Raw genomic sequence first — 15,485 nt, forward strand, 5'->3', positions numbered from 1 at the left:
TCATATGCCGAAGATCAAAGAAGTTCTCGTATTGCACCACAGTCATCTCGATGTCGGCTACACGCACGCGCAACCGATATTGCTGGAACTGCAAAAAAAGTATATAGACGAAGCGTTGCAGTTGTGCGAGCAAACGGAACAATGGGAGGAACGAGATCGCTTCCGCTGGACGTGTGAGTCCAGTTATCCGGTGCTGTTATGGCTGGAGACGGCCCGTCCGGAGCAGGTCGACCGCATGAAGCGGTTTCTGCGCAACGGGCAAATGAACCTGTCGGCTTCTTTCCTGCATGCGACTCCGTTATGCACGGCGGAAGAGATGACAAGGATGCTGCAGCCGATCGCCAGGCTTCGTTCCGAGTTCGGTATCGAAATGACAACGGCGATCCATCATGACGTGAACGGCCAGCCTTGGCCATATGCGCAGCTGCTGCTCGATGCCGGCGTCGATTTTTTCATTATGGGCATCAACATTCACTTCGGCGGATTCCCGCTATCCCGGCCCAACGCGTTTCAATGGGTTGCGCCGGACGGCCGGAAGCTGCTTACGTATAACGGAGAACATTATTCCATCTTCAGCCAAGTGTGCAACGTCAACGCGAAGGATACGGGCGTTATGGCGGAAGGCCTTGCGAAATATTTGGCGGGCATCGAAGCGAACCCGGACTATCCGTTCGATTTCGTCTACTTGACCGCGACGAACTTACCGCTTTACGATAACAACCCGCCGGACTACGAGCTCGCGGCGCTGATTCGAAAGTGGAACGCGGAAGGTCGCGAGCCTACGATCTCGTTCGTCACGCCGGAGCAATTAAGGGATCGAGTGAATGCGAAGAAAGATCTCCTGCAAGAGCATACGGGGGATTGGACCGACTACTGGAATTTCGGTTCGGGAAGCGCGGCCAAGGAAACGAAGCTGAACCGCAGAACGAAGCAAGGAATGAAGGCCGTCGATTTGCTAGATTCGTTCGGGAGAGAAGTAGAAGATGCTTCGTATGAGCGGGTCAAGAAGCAGGCATGGGAACAAATCATGCTGTACGACGAGCACACCTGGGGCGCGTTTAATTCGATCAGCGAGCCGCATCATCCGAATACCAATATTCAATGGATGCACAAAGCGCATTACGCTTATCAAGCGAACAGCCTTACCGGTTATTTGCTAGGGACGCGGTTGGAACAGTTGGCGGATAATCCGCCGCAATCCGAGGAACCGGAAGGGCTGCTGCTGGTGAACCCTTCGTCTTATCCGATCATGCACGACGTCCAAATCCCTTCCAGCTTCACGACACCCGGTCGGCATCTGGCGGCGGATCGCATGCGCCACGTCCTGATGAACAACGAACGGAATCCGCTGAATACGAGCTACGGCATCGTCGAGCTTCCGCCGTTCAGTTGGCGCAAGATCCCTTTGCGCGAATTGAACCCGGCAGATCCGTCGGCTTCGGTCGAAGTGTTCCCGGGCAAGATCGTAGTCAACGGGGAAGGAATTTGGGAACGCGAAGAAGTCGTCGAGGAGGGGCGAATCGAGACGCCATTCCACCGATTGAGGTTTAACCCATTGACCGGGCGGATTACGAGTCTGTTCGATAAGCGGAACGACTGGGAGACGCTTGATTCCGAAAGTCCGTGGACGCTGTTCCAATACGTTCAGGAAACCGTCGATCCGATGTTTCACTGCAATAACCGCAGCGCGATCTTCCCGCGGGACACGGCGAAAGGGAACGAAGGGATCAGCGTATGGAATCATGAGTGGAAAGCTCGCAGGCAAACTTATTCTAAGTTGCTCTCTTGCCGGGTTGAGCGAGGGGCGAACTGCGCATCGTTGATTCTGAGGTGGGATGCGCCGGGCGTCGAGGAGTTAGAGCAGCAAATTACTTTGTTCGGCAACCGCGGCGATATCGAGCTGAAAGCCAGCTTTATTAAGCAGGATATTACGACTCCGGAAGGAACGTATTTCGCGTTTCCGCTGAACTTGAAGAAGTGGCGCTGCCATTATGATACGGCGGGACAATTCGTCGAATTGGACGCGCAGCAGTTGCCCGGCGTATGCAGGGATTACTTGACGGTAGACAAAAGCGTCTCCGTTGCCGACGATCGGCACGGAGTCACGCTCGTTTGCGTCGACGCGCCGCTCGTGCAGGTCGGGGATTTCCACTTCGGTAAGGAACAGAAGCAGGTGGAACGCCACGACAATCCGCTGCTGCTAGCTTGGCCAATGAACAACTATTGGGACACGAATTTCCGCGCTCGCCAGCCGGGCTTCAACTCGTTTACTTACGTGTTGTCGACGTTCCGGGAATTCGACCCCGCGGCGACGATGGCAAAAGCCCTTCAGGCCGTTACGCCCGTGCTTTCGGTCCCCGCGGTCGTATGCCCGGAAGAAGAAGTAGGTACGCTCATTGAGTTGAGCGGAGACGAAGGCGTTCATTTGTTCGACGTCAAACGTTCCGACAACGGTTTGGGCATCGTCGTCCGGCTCGCGAATTGCACGGACGGCGCAACCCGGTCGCGGATCGGATTCCCGGGCAGAGCGATCGAAGCCGCTTGCCTGACGGACGCGCTTGAGCAATTCCGCGCCGGTATCGACGAGGTAAACGAACAGAACCTAACGGTTAATCTCGGATCGAAGCAATTGGCGCATGTTTACGTGGTCTTGACGTAGATCAAGAATGGAAAATGTAAATGATATAAAACTAAAGGGCAGCCAGATATTGATTCTGGTTGCCCTCTTCTATGAGGCGACAATTTATTGCAGACCCAATTTATTGCAGACTACGGGATACCCGGTTGGCTTTCCCGATATTGCTTTGGCGTTAACCCTGTAAGTTTCTTAAAAGCGGCGAAAAAGTGGCTTTTTGTAAGAAAGCCCGACCGCTCAATGATTTCGTACATGGTCAAGTCGGTGGACGTAAGCAGTTTTTTCGCGAGCGCAATTTTCTCGGTCAAAATATAATCGGACATGGTCATACCTGTGACTTCCCGGTGCATTTGACGCAAGTAACTGATCGAAAAGGAAAGATGTTCAGCGATGCGTTCCACGCTTAATTGAGGGTCTTGCAGATGTGTGCGGATATATTCGTGTATCTCATGAACGACCTTTTCTTGCCGAGTTTTTACTTTGGGTATCGTCATCTCCGAAATGATTTCACGAATGACATCCTCAAGCCATGCTTGCAATTGAGCCAAGGTGCCGAACCTCTCGAGAACTTTATGAATCCCTTTAAATTTCTGAATCGCATTGAGCTTATTGAACGCTTTCGTCAAATCGTACACGAGATGAATGATGTTCAGTTTGCAGTCCGAATAGGAACAGCCCGCGAATATTTTCATCAGTTGTTGGAGTTTGTCGATCGCCTGCTCGAATTGGCCATTCTGGATACATTGGATCAATTCTTGCGAAGAGAACTCAGTCGTGGGGAGCGACTGCACGAAATCCTCGTATTCGTCTTCCATAAAGACATGATTTTCCCCGCTCAGGAATTTCAGCATCGTCAATTCATAGACGTGTTGATTAAGAATGCGCAAGTCGTCTTGTGAAGAAGTTGCGTTACTAATGGCAAGGGAAACGCTGATTTTGGTAATGGAATGGATATGCTCCTGGATATCGTTCAGCAACGGCAGCAATGTGACGGGATCTTGTTCTTCGGAACCGATCAATAGAACAAGATGGTCGGAGCCAAGATCCAGGCTTTCCGCAGCGATCCCCCGTTTATGCAAAATTTCTTCGGAAATGTTTCGAATGGCGTATTTCAACAGCTTACGAGAATTAAAGTCGTATTGATCGCAAAAAGCCAGATAAGAGTCAATGCGAATGACGGATAAATAAAGGTAATTCATGTGCAACAGCTTTGTTTCCTGCAAAAAAAAGCGACGGCTCTTCTGATTGAGATTGCCTTGAAATATCCATTGGCTCAAATGCTCGGAACGAATTAATTCCCGATGATCCCGAATGGAAGAGTGCAGTTGCTCTACATTGGATAATATCGCTTCAAGTCCCCGGTCGATCATTTTCATCTCGCTGTTGGCAAGAATAGAAGAGATCGTATTCTTGCCGCTCAAGTCCGCCTTGTATTTTTCTATAATTTTTTCGGCTAACTGCGAGAGGGAGCCCAAGGAACGACGAGAGCTAATAAAAAACAGAATCGCAATAAGACCTAGCGATAAGAACGAAAAAGTCAGGAGTTTCTCCTTAAAAGCTTTGGTTCGCTGCGTGATATAACCGTAATTATTTGCATAGTAAAAGTTCCAATCATACATGTCGGATACAGCTTTATTGATATAAAATCGATCGCCTTGAAATTCAATTTCGATTTTACTTTCCCTATTAGAGCGGAAGCTCTTATCGATGGCTTGATCCAGCTCGAGGAATGCACCTCCCATAATTCTTTGGCCGTCGGCGGTGAAAATACTAACATCATTAGTCTCTTCGAGGTTGGGACCGAACAAGTAATTCATGAGCTTTGTTTTGTCTATCAACAGGACCAGATATCCGTATTCCTTTTTATTAGGGGATGTAGGTACAATCATTGTCAAATATTCCGTATCGTCCACGATGTGGTTAAAAAACGATAAGTACATGTCATTATTTAGGGTAACTTTCTCAAGTATCGCTTGATCCTCAAAATCTTTGAAAGCGCTTTTACCAATTTTGGAGTCAATCACAGATTGGGTAAGTGAATTAATAATGTAGGTTCTGGAGATGAAAGGCTCATTATACATAAAGTTGTTTTGTGATTTCATGGCGGCCACCGCCAAAAGTTGGTCGTTTCGATCTCCTAATAACCAGTACTGAATATTTTGATCTTCATACATGCTTAAAGCATAGCCCTTAAACTTTTCCAGCACATACTCGGTATTATCCCGTATTTCATTGACTTTGGTATGCGCCGTGCGGTCAACCTCTTCGATGGCGTAACGCGAAAATTGTGTCGTAATCAAAAAAATAAACGGCAGAAACACTATGATGAACACTGCCATGAACAGCATGAAGTTTCGGAAATAAATACGCTGGAAAGCGACAAGTTGCATACATGCCCCCCTGAGGATACATAGTTACTCTTATTATATCAAACCCTCAAGATCTAATCGGTCCTCATTCTGATACTCGAGTGTTCATTCCGATTTTTCTGTGTATAACTAAGGTTCGATGCCGATTTGACGACTCTAGAACCGTTATCAGGACTTCCATGCGTCGCGCTGCGAATGCTATTCTCGGTGCAACCAATAAGAAAAGGAGGAAACTGAATGAGCCTGATTAGAGAAATCTACAAGCATCGCTACATTTACTCGTTAGCAATACCTGGACTACTCATTTTATTCGTTTTTTCCTATTTACCTCTAGCAGGTCATTTACTTGCATTTAAAAGATTCGAGCAGGCAAAAGGGATTTGGGGCAGCCCGTGGGTAGGTTTCGAAAACTTCCGATTCTTTTTCGGAAATCCGGATTGGATTCATATTACGTGGAACACCGTGTATTTGAACTCCTTTTTCCTAATCGCCGAAATTGGAATCGCGACTTTGCTGGCGCTGTTTTTAAACGAAGTACGCCATGCGTTATTTAAACGTTTTTTGCAATCCGTAGTGTTTTTACCCTATTTTATCTCCTGGCTCGTCGTTTCGCTAATGGTATTTGGGATACTCGGCAACACGGACGGCATCGTCAATCACCTGTTGATTAAGACTGGGATAGATCAGGTGGATTGGTACCAAACACCGTGGATTTGGCCGATGATCCTAACCGTTATAAGGGCTTGGAAAAATGCAGGTTATTTGTCGATTATTCTGCTTGCGGCGATCACGGGTATTTCGGGCGAATATTATGAGAGCGCGAAAATCGACGGCGCAACGCGTCTGCAGCAAATTACGAAAATTACCCTTCCATTATTGAGGCCGACCATTATCGTACTGACGCTCCTCGGAATCGGGCGAATCTTTTATGGGGATTTCGGCATGATCTACGCCATTATTCAAGACAACGGCGTGTTGTTCTCCAGTACGGACGTTATCGATACTTACTCGTATCGCGCTTTGCGACAATTGGGAGATTTCAGTATGTCGTCGGCGATAGTACTCTATCAATCCATGATGGGGCTTGTAACCATTCTAATATTCAACACGATCGTGCGGAAAATCGACAAAGATTCAAGATTGTTCTGAATCGGATTATTAAAGAGGGAGTGCACATGGAGAAGAACTTGAAAATTGCTTCGAGCCCTACAGCGAGAAATGAAAAACCGTTTCTCGAGCATTTCTTAAGCTTCATCATTTATTCGGTTCTTTTATTGTTCGCCATCGCATGTTTGTTGCCATTTTGGATCGTCTTCATCGATTCGTTCGCTACTGAGAGCTCGCTTATTCAGGATGGCTTTCAGTTATGGCCAAGCCATTTCGGCTTGGAAGCCTATCGGTATTTATTTATGGGCAATCAGGTTTTAAGCAGCTATGGCGTAACGCTGATCGTAACCGGCGTCGGAACGGTTGTCGCGCTTTGGGTAACGGCAACATTCGCCTATGTGCTTGCCCATCCCAAGATCAAATATAACAATTTGCTATCCATGATGACCTATATACCTATGGTTTTCGGTACAGGATTGGTCGGGTTTTATTTATTGATCGTCAATTGGCTTCATCTGAAAGATACGTTTTGGGCGCTTATTTTGCCTTATCTCGTTAATCCGTTTCTGGCTTTTATTTTCGTCTCCTTTTACCGCTCGCTCCCTTATGAGATTAACGAGTCGGCGACCGTAGACGGCGCGAACGAATGGCGTATTTTTTTCCAAATTGTAAGGCCGATCGTTACGCCGGTCATGGTTACCGTCGGCTTGTTTTACGCTTTGCAATATTGGAATGACTGGTGGCTTGGTCTGCTGTTCATTGATAATTCGGATTTATACCCGCTGCAAATCTTGCTCAGGCAGCTTCTCGGTTCAGCCGATGCGCTGAGGCTTACGGCTTCTTATGGGATTTCGCCGCCTTCAACAGGACTTAAACTTGCCATGGTTATCGTTACAATCGGACCGATCATTTTCGCTTATCCGTTTATACAGAAGTATTTTGTGAAAGGTTTGACGATAGGAGCCGTAAAAGGCTAACGATGGTTTTTATCGGTAATCGCCGATGGAAATAATAAACCAAACAATTTTGGGAGGGTCTTATCCGTATGAAACAAAAGAGAATAGCTTTGCTCATGCTTGCCGCCGCACTCTGTCTGACAGTCGTGCTTGGCGGGTGCAGTAAATCGAATTCTGCAACCGTCACGAACACACCGGCAGCGACGAACACACCGTCTGCGGCGAACGATGCGGACGAAACGGCATCGAAAAGTGCCGGCAGCGATCCGGTCACTTTGAAAATCGTCGTTCCCGGAAAGAAGCTTTCGAACTACGATGCCATTAAAAAAGCCGTTGAGACAAAACTTGCGTCGGATGGCCAAAACACGAAAATCGATTTTGTTTACGTTGATTGGTCCGATTTGGATCAGAAAACCAAAGTCATGCTGGCTTCCGGTGAAAATATCGATTTGATCTTCGATGCGCCTTGGCTGCATATTAACCAAATGATTGCTGCGGGGTACTATGAAGATCTTGGCGATTTGCTCAACAAGTATGGAGCTAACGTATTGAAAAATCGGTCCGAGCAAGTATGGGATGCAAACAAATTCAACGGCAAAATCATGGGGATCCCTTTGGGGATTTACCTCACGCAAGGCCATTCCATCAACATCCGCAAGGATCTGCGTGAACAATTAGGATTGTCCCCGGTCAAAACGTGGGATGATTTGGTGAAGTACTTGTACGCGGTGAAAGAAAAGTATCCGAACATTACTCCGTATTGGCCGCACCCCAGCGATATTTCTTATTCAACGGTGAACTGGCAAGTCCGAGTCGATACAGAGCTTCAAATGCGCCCGACCGGCGTGATCGGGGCCGACCTGGTTCTCAACTTCAAAGGCAACGATGGCAAAGTAAACAATTTATTTGATCAAATGGAACCGAAAGTATGGGACATGATCAAACAGGCTCGTCAAATGTATACGGATAAAATCATTAATCAAGATACTTTGACAACCAAACTCGGTACCGGAGATTCCCTGCAGCAAGGCAAGGCGGCGGCAGCCCCTATCATGCTCTTTGGACTGACCCATACGAAGGATCAAATGAAGCAGGCAGGAGATAATGCAGAGCTTGAGGTAGTCCGCTTATTTGACTTTACGAAAGGCAACAACATTTCTACATTTACTCAAGATAACTTCGTAGCAATTCCAAAAGTAAGCAAAAATAAAGAACGCGCAATGATGTTCCTTGATTGGGCTAACGCCAATGAGGAAAACTACATGCTGGTCGAACACGGTATCGAGGGGACAGACTGGAAGAAAGTTGGCGATAACAAATTCCAACAGCTTGTACCTGGAGAGGATGTTAACGGCGGCGGTCTTGCTTCATTTAGCTTGATCTGGAACCCAGTCTTGGAAAAAACGATCGATACGGATGATGACGATACGATGAATGCAAACAACTTTATCAAAGATTCCGACAATTTTACGAAGGATATATTAACGGGCTTCACATTCGATTCGGCGCCGGTAAAAAATGAAATCGCTCAATACGGTGCGGTTCAGGCTAAATATTACGCCGGCATTTTCAACGGCGTGCTCGATCCGGATAAAATCTGGGAAAAATTCAAAAGCGAAGGGGCAGCACCTCTGAAGAAAATTCAAACCGAACTTCAAACACAAATCGATACGTTCCTTGCATCAAAGTAATCGCAGCTTAGACGGGGATGCATGTGCATCCCCGTTCACTATTTTCAGGAGGAGAATGCACCATGTTTTGGACGGAAGAAAAACTAACGCAGAGATTGATCGAATTGGAGAAATATCGCTATCAAGACCTTGTAAAGCTAGAGGAATGGTTGTTCCTCGTCGATGAGGAACAACGGAATGGCGCTCATCCGCCAGAACAAGGCGAGTGGCAAACGGTCAGCAACGGCTATCGCTGGGAAGGCCGCGATCTCTACGCATGGCTGCGGAAAAAGGTGAGCGTGCCTGCCGAATGGGCAGGTCGCGTCGCGTTGGGGCTGTTCGACTTGGGCACGACCGGAACTTCCCATAATTCGGGTTTCGAATCGTTGATGTATGTGAACGGAGTACCGTTTCAAGGCGTCGATTCGAATCACCGGGAGGTATTCCTGCCGGACGCTTGGGTGGGGCAGGAAATCGACATCTGTTTCCGGCTGTGGTCCGGTTTGGAAGGCGGCGGCGAGCCGCAAATCCAGGAGCACCGGATCCGCAGGATGGACCTCGCCTTGCTGCATGAGGCGGCGGATCGCCTTTATTACTTGGGTCGAGCGGTGCTCGAAACGGTGAAGCAGCTGTCGGACGTCCAGCCGGAGCGGCAGAAGCTGCTAAAGGCTGTCAACCGCGCGTTTAAGCTGATCGATTGGTCGCGGCCCGGCTCTGAAACGTTCTACGCTTCCGTCGAAGCGGCCGAGGCGTGCTTGGAGCAAGAGGCGGCAACGTGGGATAAATCGCATGAAGTGACCATTCGCTGCATCGGACATACGCATATCGACGTCGCATGGCTGTGGCGCCTCACCCATACCCGTGAGAAGGCGGCGCGTTCCTTTTCCACAGTGCTGCGCCTGATGGAGAAATATCCGGAATACGTCTTCCTCCAAGCCCAGCCGCAATTATATGAATATATCAAGCAAGATTACCCGGAGATTTACAAACAAATTCGCGAACGCGTTCGTGAAGGGAGGTGGGAAGCTGGCGGCGCGATGTGGCTGGAGGCAGACTGCAACTTGACGAGCGGAGAATCGATCGTGCGCCAGATTTTGTACGGCACGCGGTTTTTCAAACGGGAGTTTGACGCGGACTGCACGTATTTGTGGTTGCCGGACGTGTTCGGGTATAGCTGGGCGTTGCCGCAAATTTTGAAAAAGTCCGGTATCGACACGTTCATGACGACCAAGATCAGCTGGAACCAATACAATCGGATGCCGCACGATACGTTTCGCTGGCGCGGAATCGACGGCACCGAGGTGCTGACACATTTCGTGACAACGCCGGAAATGCCGGAAGCCGCATACTGGTGGTACACGTATAACGGCCAAATCGAGCCGTATTCGGTCAAAGGCATTTGGGACAGCTATCGCGACAAAAACGTGAACCAAGAGCTGCTGCTCTCCTACGGCTACGGCGACGGCGGGGGCGGCGTGAACCGTGACATGCTGGAAACGCGCCGTCGGCTGGACCGGATACCGGGGCTGCCGAAAGTGACGACCGGGCGCGCCGACGAATACTTCGCGAAGCTTCGCGAGACGGTCGCGTCCACGGACGAATACGTCCACGTGTGGGACGGTGAGCTGTATCTCGAATACCATAGGGGAACCTACACGAGCCAAGCATTCGTCAAACGGGAGAACCGCAAGCTTGAGCAGCTATTCCGCGAAGCAGAATGGATGCAGACGTTCGCCGCGTTGGTGGCGGGCGACTGGTCCGGGTACAGTCAGCAAAGCCTGTACGAAGGCTGGAAAACGGTGCTGCGGAACCAGTTCCACGATATTATCCCAGGCTCCTCGATTCCGGAAGTGTATGCGGACGCTCGTCTCGAGTACGCGGAGGCGAAGCGGATCGGGCAGGACGTTTGGCGCGACGGCGCGCATGCCGTCATCTCGGCCGACGCCAATACGTGGACAGTGTTTAACGGCTCATTCTTTGCGCGCTCGGAGCCGGTGCACATCCCGAACGGTCCAGCCGCGGATACAGGCCGATGGATAACGACCGACGGCGCCGAGCTGCGCGCCGTACGGGATGAGGCAGGCTGGACCGTGCTGCTGGAAAACGCGAAGCCGTACAGCGCGACGACGATCCGCTTCGAGGCGGGGGGAAGGGCTGCGGCGGCAGAGGAAGCTTTCGCGTTTGATGGCGCGAGCCTGACGACGCCGCATTACAAGATCGCATGGAACGAAGCAGGACAGCTGATGCGCGTCTACGACAAGGCCGCGGGCCGCGAAGTGCTCGCGAAGGGCGAACGCGGCAACGTATTGCAAGTATTCGAAGATAAACCGAAAATGTTCGAGGCTTGGGACATCGACTTGTTCTATCAAGAGAAGCGGCGCGAAGTGCAGGATTTGCGATCCGTTGAACTACTTTCTTGCGATGCGCTGTCCGCGGTCGTCCGGTTCGAATGGCGTTACATGGATTCGACCGTCATTCAGCGGATGAAGGTCTACGCGGGTAGCCGGCGCATCGACTTTGAAACGGAAGTCGACTGGCACGAGAAGCAGCAATTGCTGAAAGCTGCGTTCCCGGTGGACATCCGGGCGACGGAAGCGACGTACGACATCCAGTTCGGCAACGTGAAGCGCCCGACTCATTGGAACACGAGCTGGGATTACGCGCGATTCGAAACGGTCGGTCATCAATGGGCGGACTTATCCGAACGTGGTTACGGCGTCAGCTTGCTCAACGATTGCAAGTATGGACACGACATCAAAGACAACGTCATCCGCCTGTCCTTGATCAAGTCGGCGACGTTCCCGGATCCGAACGCGGACCAAGGCCGCCATGCGTTCACATACTCGCTGCTGCCGCACGAAGGGGATTGGGTCGCCGGGCGGACGGTGCAGGAAGCTTGGGCATTGAATCAACCGCTAACCGTCGCGGCCGGTCAGGCGATGCAGCAGTCGAAGTCGCTATTGCGGCTCGACCGCGATAATGTGGCGATCGACGCGGTGAAGAAGGCGGAAGACGCGGATGCCATGATCGTGCGCTTGCACGAATTTACGGGAGCCCGCGTGACCGTGAACCTATCGAGCGACTATCGTATCCTGTCCTGGCAGGAAACCGACCTGATGGAGCGACCGCTCGGCGAAGTGAGATCGGACGGAACGATTGTGTTCGACTGTTCACCTTACGAAATCAAAACTTTCTTAATCCGTATGGAAGTTTGTTAGCCGAATGTTGATATTTTTATTTAGGAGGATTGTTATGTTAAAGAAATGGTTGAGACAATCTATCTCCTTGGTACTACTATCCGTAATGACTCTTGTTTTGGGAGTAGTTGCACCTGCTCCCGGGCAGAGTGTTCACGCCGCAGGCCCGTATGAAGGCATGTATCAGGTGACTCCTGCTCCTGAATGGGATGATGTATTCAATAATACGAACCATGGGGGAGACGATTTTCAATGGATTCCTTTTGGGATTAAAAACCGTCAAGGCGAGGGGACAGCATCGACAAAATCAGCGATTTTATTTGCTGATTCCTATATTAACGGTAATTTCATCTATGGAAGCTCGATGGGACAATACACGGGTATTACCGCCAATAAATCTTTAATCAACTGGTTTTGGGGGCCAAACGGTCAAAAGCAAAGCTATAACCCAATGTGGGGGATTGAAAAGGCGGAGAGCGGTTATTCCGGAACGGTAGCCTGGAACCTTGTCAGCGGGTATGGAATGAGCGGAATTAGAAACACTTCGGACACGCATGATACGGACTATCGTAAAATGTGGCTTTCAGACCGTTCTCCGTCAGCCGCTAACAGCTACATTATTTTTGACGCTTATGCGACTAAAAGCCTGGGCAAAATGTATATTTGGAATTTTAATGAGCCGTCAAATACGAGCAAAGGTTTAAAGAATATCAAAGTATTCACATCCACAGATGGTGTTAACTATACGGAGTTCACAGGAAGCGGTTATCCGTTTCAGATTCCGCAAGCAAGCGGGACAGCACCTACAGCCTATAGCAAGATGATTGATTTGAATTCAACCGCAGCCAGATATGTGAAATTTACATTTAATCCTGTTTCCAATGACGGCAACTGGGGAAATCCTGATATGTATGGCCTAAGCGCTGTCCGAATCTATGACGACTCAGGTAAAAAGCTGGTTTTATCTGCCAAGGCCGGTTCAACGGTTACCAGAAATTTATATCCGAATAATCAAAGTTGGAATGAGTCGGCGATTTCATTAGGTAATTATGTATATTTTGTCCTTCATGGCGCAGCAGGCTGTTGTACTCCGTATGAAGCCAATGCAACTCAGCTCATGAGATATACAATAAATAACGGCGCAATAGATTTTAACTCGCTCACAGCATTTGACGGATTGCCTTTAGCGTATTATCCGGATATTCCAAGCGGCTTCTCGCCTAATGCAAATGACGCAAGGGTCGGCAATACTTATCGGGTTAAACAATTTGAAAATTTAAGCTACTGGGAAGATGACGATGGTTATATTTATGCCCTTGGCGCCGATGAATCGTTTACCTATGGAGCTTGGAACGAGTATTCCAAGTTACTTCTCTCAAGAGTTCCTAAAAATAGTTTTGAAGATTTTAATGCAAGAGAATATTGGAATGGCACAGGTTGGACGTCTTTATATGAAACCGCTGCTAACTTAAAGGATGTATTCGGTAACGATGTGGGGCCAGTCGGCAATAATCCTGGTTTCTTCAAAGCTCAGGGTGGCCAGTTGGATGGCAAATATGTTCTGGTTTATATGGAAGGCGTGGATGGAAGTTCCTTCTTCAGGGTGGCCGATCATCCATGGGGACCGTGGAGTGATAAAAATCTTTTGTATGCTCGAAATGGCAATGAACATATTTACAACACAGGCGCTGTACCCTTTATATCTCAAAATGGAGAGTTTTACTTTTACTTAATTAAAGATGAACATACGATGAAATTCTTCAAGTATTCTGAAGGGAAAAGTGTAAAAGGTCCGAATTTGGCATTAAATAAAGCTGCTACGGCTGACAGTGTGTGCGATCCCTCAGAATCGGCAGCCAAAGCCGTGGACGGCAGCGTAATCAATAACAGCAAATGGTGCTCCAAATCTAATAACCGTTGGCTGCAAGTCGATCTTGGTTCCGTGCAGCAAGTAAACCAGTTTGTCATCAAGCATTCTTCGGAAGGAGGGGAGTCTGCTTCTTATAACACGAAGGCTTACAATATTCAGGTCAGCAACGATGGTACAAACTGGAGTACAGTGATCAACGTAAGCAATAATACGAGTGGCGTTACGACTGACAATATTACGTCAACATCGGCTCGCTATATCAAGTTGAACATTACAACGCCTACGCAAACCACAGATCCTGCTGCAAGGATCTATGAGTTTGAAGTGTACGGACCTCGAAATTTGGCATTAAATAAAGCCGCAACGGCTGACAGCTCGTGTGATCTTTCAGAATCTGCACCTAAAGCCGTAGACGGCAGTGTCATCAATAACAGCAAATGGTGCTCCAAATCTAATAACCGTTGGCTGCAAGTCGATCTTGGCGCTGCGCAGCAAGTGAACCGATTTGTCATCAAGCATTCTTCGGAAGGAGGGGAGTCCGCTTCGTATAACACGAAGGCTTATAATATCCAGATTAGCAACGATGGTACGAACTGGAATACAGTGGTTAACGTTTCGAACAATACAAGTGGCATTACGGTAGACAATATAACAGCAATATCGGCTAGATATATCAAGTTGAACGTTACGACGCCTACACAAACTACAGACGCTGCTGCAAGAATCTATGAGTTTGAGGTATACGGACCAAGTTCTTAAACGTAGGTCAAATGGGGATGCATATACCTGCAATATGCACCCCCATTAACCCTATAAAATTCCTTTTGAGGAGGAGAATTATGTTAAATGCACGGTTGAGAAAATTGATTTCCGTGGTATTAATGTCCGTAGTGACTCTTGTTTTGGGAGCGGTTACACCAGCTCCCGGACAGAGTGTTCACGCAGCTGGTCCGTATGAAGGCACATACCAGGTGACGCCAGCTTTTGAATGGGAGAATGTATTCAATAATACGGGTCATGGGGGAGACGGTTTTCAATGGGTTCCATTTGGAGTTAAAAACCGCCAAGGTCAGGGAACCGCGACAACTAGTTCGGCGATTTTCTTTGCTGACTCCTATATTAACGGTAATTTTATCTACGGAAGCTCGCTGGGACAATTCACAGGTATTGCCGCGAACACTTCTTTAATCAACTGGTATTGGGGAACAAACGGTCAAAAGCAAAATTTTTCTCCTATGTGGGGAATTGAAAAGGCGGAAAGCGGCTACTCAGGAACGGTTGCCTGGAACCTTGTCAGTGGTTATGGAATGAGCGGAATTAGAAACACAACGGACACGCATGATACGAATAATCTTAGAATGTGGCTTTCAGACCATAATCCGTCAGTCAATAACAGCAACATTATTTTTGACGCTTATGCGACGAGAAATCTGGGTAAAATTTATTTTTGGAACTATAATGAGCCGTCAAATACAAATAAAGGCTTAAAAAACATCAAAGTATTCACGTCCACAGATGGTAACAACTATACGGAGTTCACAGGAAGCGGTTATCCGTTTCAGATTCCGCAAGCAAGCGGTACGGCACCCACTGCCTACAACAAAATGATTGATTTGAACTCAACTTCAGCCAGATATGTGAAAATTACATTTAATCCTGTTTCCAATGACGGTAACTGGGG

General features: G+C 48.5%; 8 protein-coding genes. 7 read left to right on the forward strand and 1 reads right to left on the reverse strand.

Annotated elements, in window-relative coordinates; translation table 11 throughout:
* The first annotated feature begins 4 nt into the window (after nucleotides 1-4).
* Complete coding sequence (locus L3D05_RS25105; protein WP_239619125.1) at nucleotides 5-2,659, forward strand: glycoside hydrolase family 38 N-terminal domain-containing protein; 2,655 nt, start codon at nucleotides 5-7, stop codon at nucleotides 2,657-2,659.
* A 110-nt stretch (nucleotides 2,660-2,769) separates the two neighbouring features.
* On the opposite strand, the gene L3D05_RS25110 is transcribed toward L3D05_RS25105, so the two are convergent.
* Nucleotides 2,770-5,025 (reverse strand): AraC family transcriptional regulator, encoded by a 2,256-nt coding sequence (locus L3D05_RS25110; protein ID WP_239619126.1) that lies wholly within the window; start codon nucleotides 5,023-5,025, stop codon nucleotides 2,770-2,772.
* A gap of 216 nt (nucleotides 5,026-5,241) precedes the next feature.
* Here L3D05_RS25110 and L3D05_RS25115 point away from each other — a divergent pair, with 216 nt between their 5' ends.
* The 6 genes from L3D05_RS25115 to L3D05_RS25140 form a co-directional block, all read left to right on the forward strand.
* On the forward strand, nucleotides 5,242-6,153 hold the full coding sequence (locus tag L3D05_RS25115; RefSeq protein WP_239619127.1) for an ABC transporter permease: 912 nt from the start codon (nucleotides 5,242-5,244) through the stop codon (nucleotides 6,151-6,153).
* A 26-nt stretch (nucleotides 6,154-6,179) separates the two neighbouring features.
* Nucleotides 6,180-7,088: a carbohydrate ABC transporter permease gene (locus tag L3D05_RS25120; protein WP_239619128.1), complete on the forward strand. Its 909-nt coding sequence runs from the start codon at nucleotides 6,180-6,182 to the stop codon at nucleotides 7,086-7,088.
* A gap of 68 nt (nucleotides 7,089-7,156) precedes the next feature.
* Nucleotides 7,157-8,758, forward strand: a complete 1,602-nt coding sequence (locus tag L3D05_RS25125) for an ABC transporter substrate-binding protein (RefSeq protein WP_239619129.1) — start codon at nucleotides 7,157-7,159, stop codon at nucleotides 8,756-8,758.
* A gap of 62 nt (nucleotides 8,759-8,820) precedes the next feature.
* The gene (locus tag L3D05_RS25130) at nucleotides 8,821-11,955 is read left to right on the forward strand and encodes an alpha-mannosidase (protein ID WP_239619130.1); all 3,135 of its coding nucleotides are present in this window, start codon (nucleotides 8,821-8,823) and stop codon (nucleotides 11,953-11,955) included.
* A 34-nt stretch (nucleotides 11,956-11,989) separates the two neighbouring features.
* Nucleotides 11,990-14,563, forward strand: a complete 2,574-nt coding sequence (locus L3D05_RS25135; protein WP_239619131.1) for a discoidin domain-containing protein — start codon at nucleotides 11,990-11,992, stop codon at nucleotides 14,561-14,563.
* A gap of 80 nt (nucleotides 14,564-14,643) precedes the next feature.
* On the forward strand, nucleotides 14,644-15,485 hold an 842-nt coding region (locus L3D05_RS25140), incomplete at its 3' end, for a discoidin domain-containing protein (protein ID WP_239619132.1).

The sequence above is a fragment of the Cohnella mopanensis genome (assembly GCF_022352055.1).
GTDB lineage: Bacteria > Bacillota > Bacilli > Paenibacillales > Paenibacillaceae > Cohnella > Cohnella mopanensis.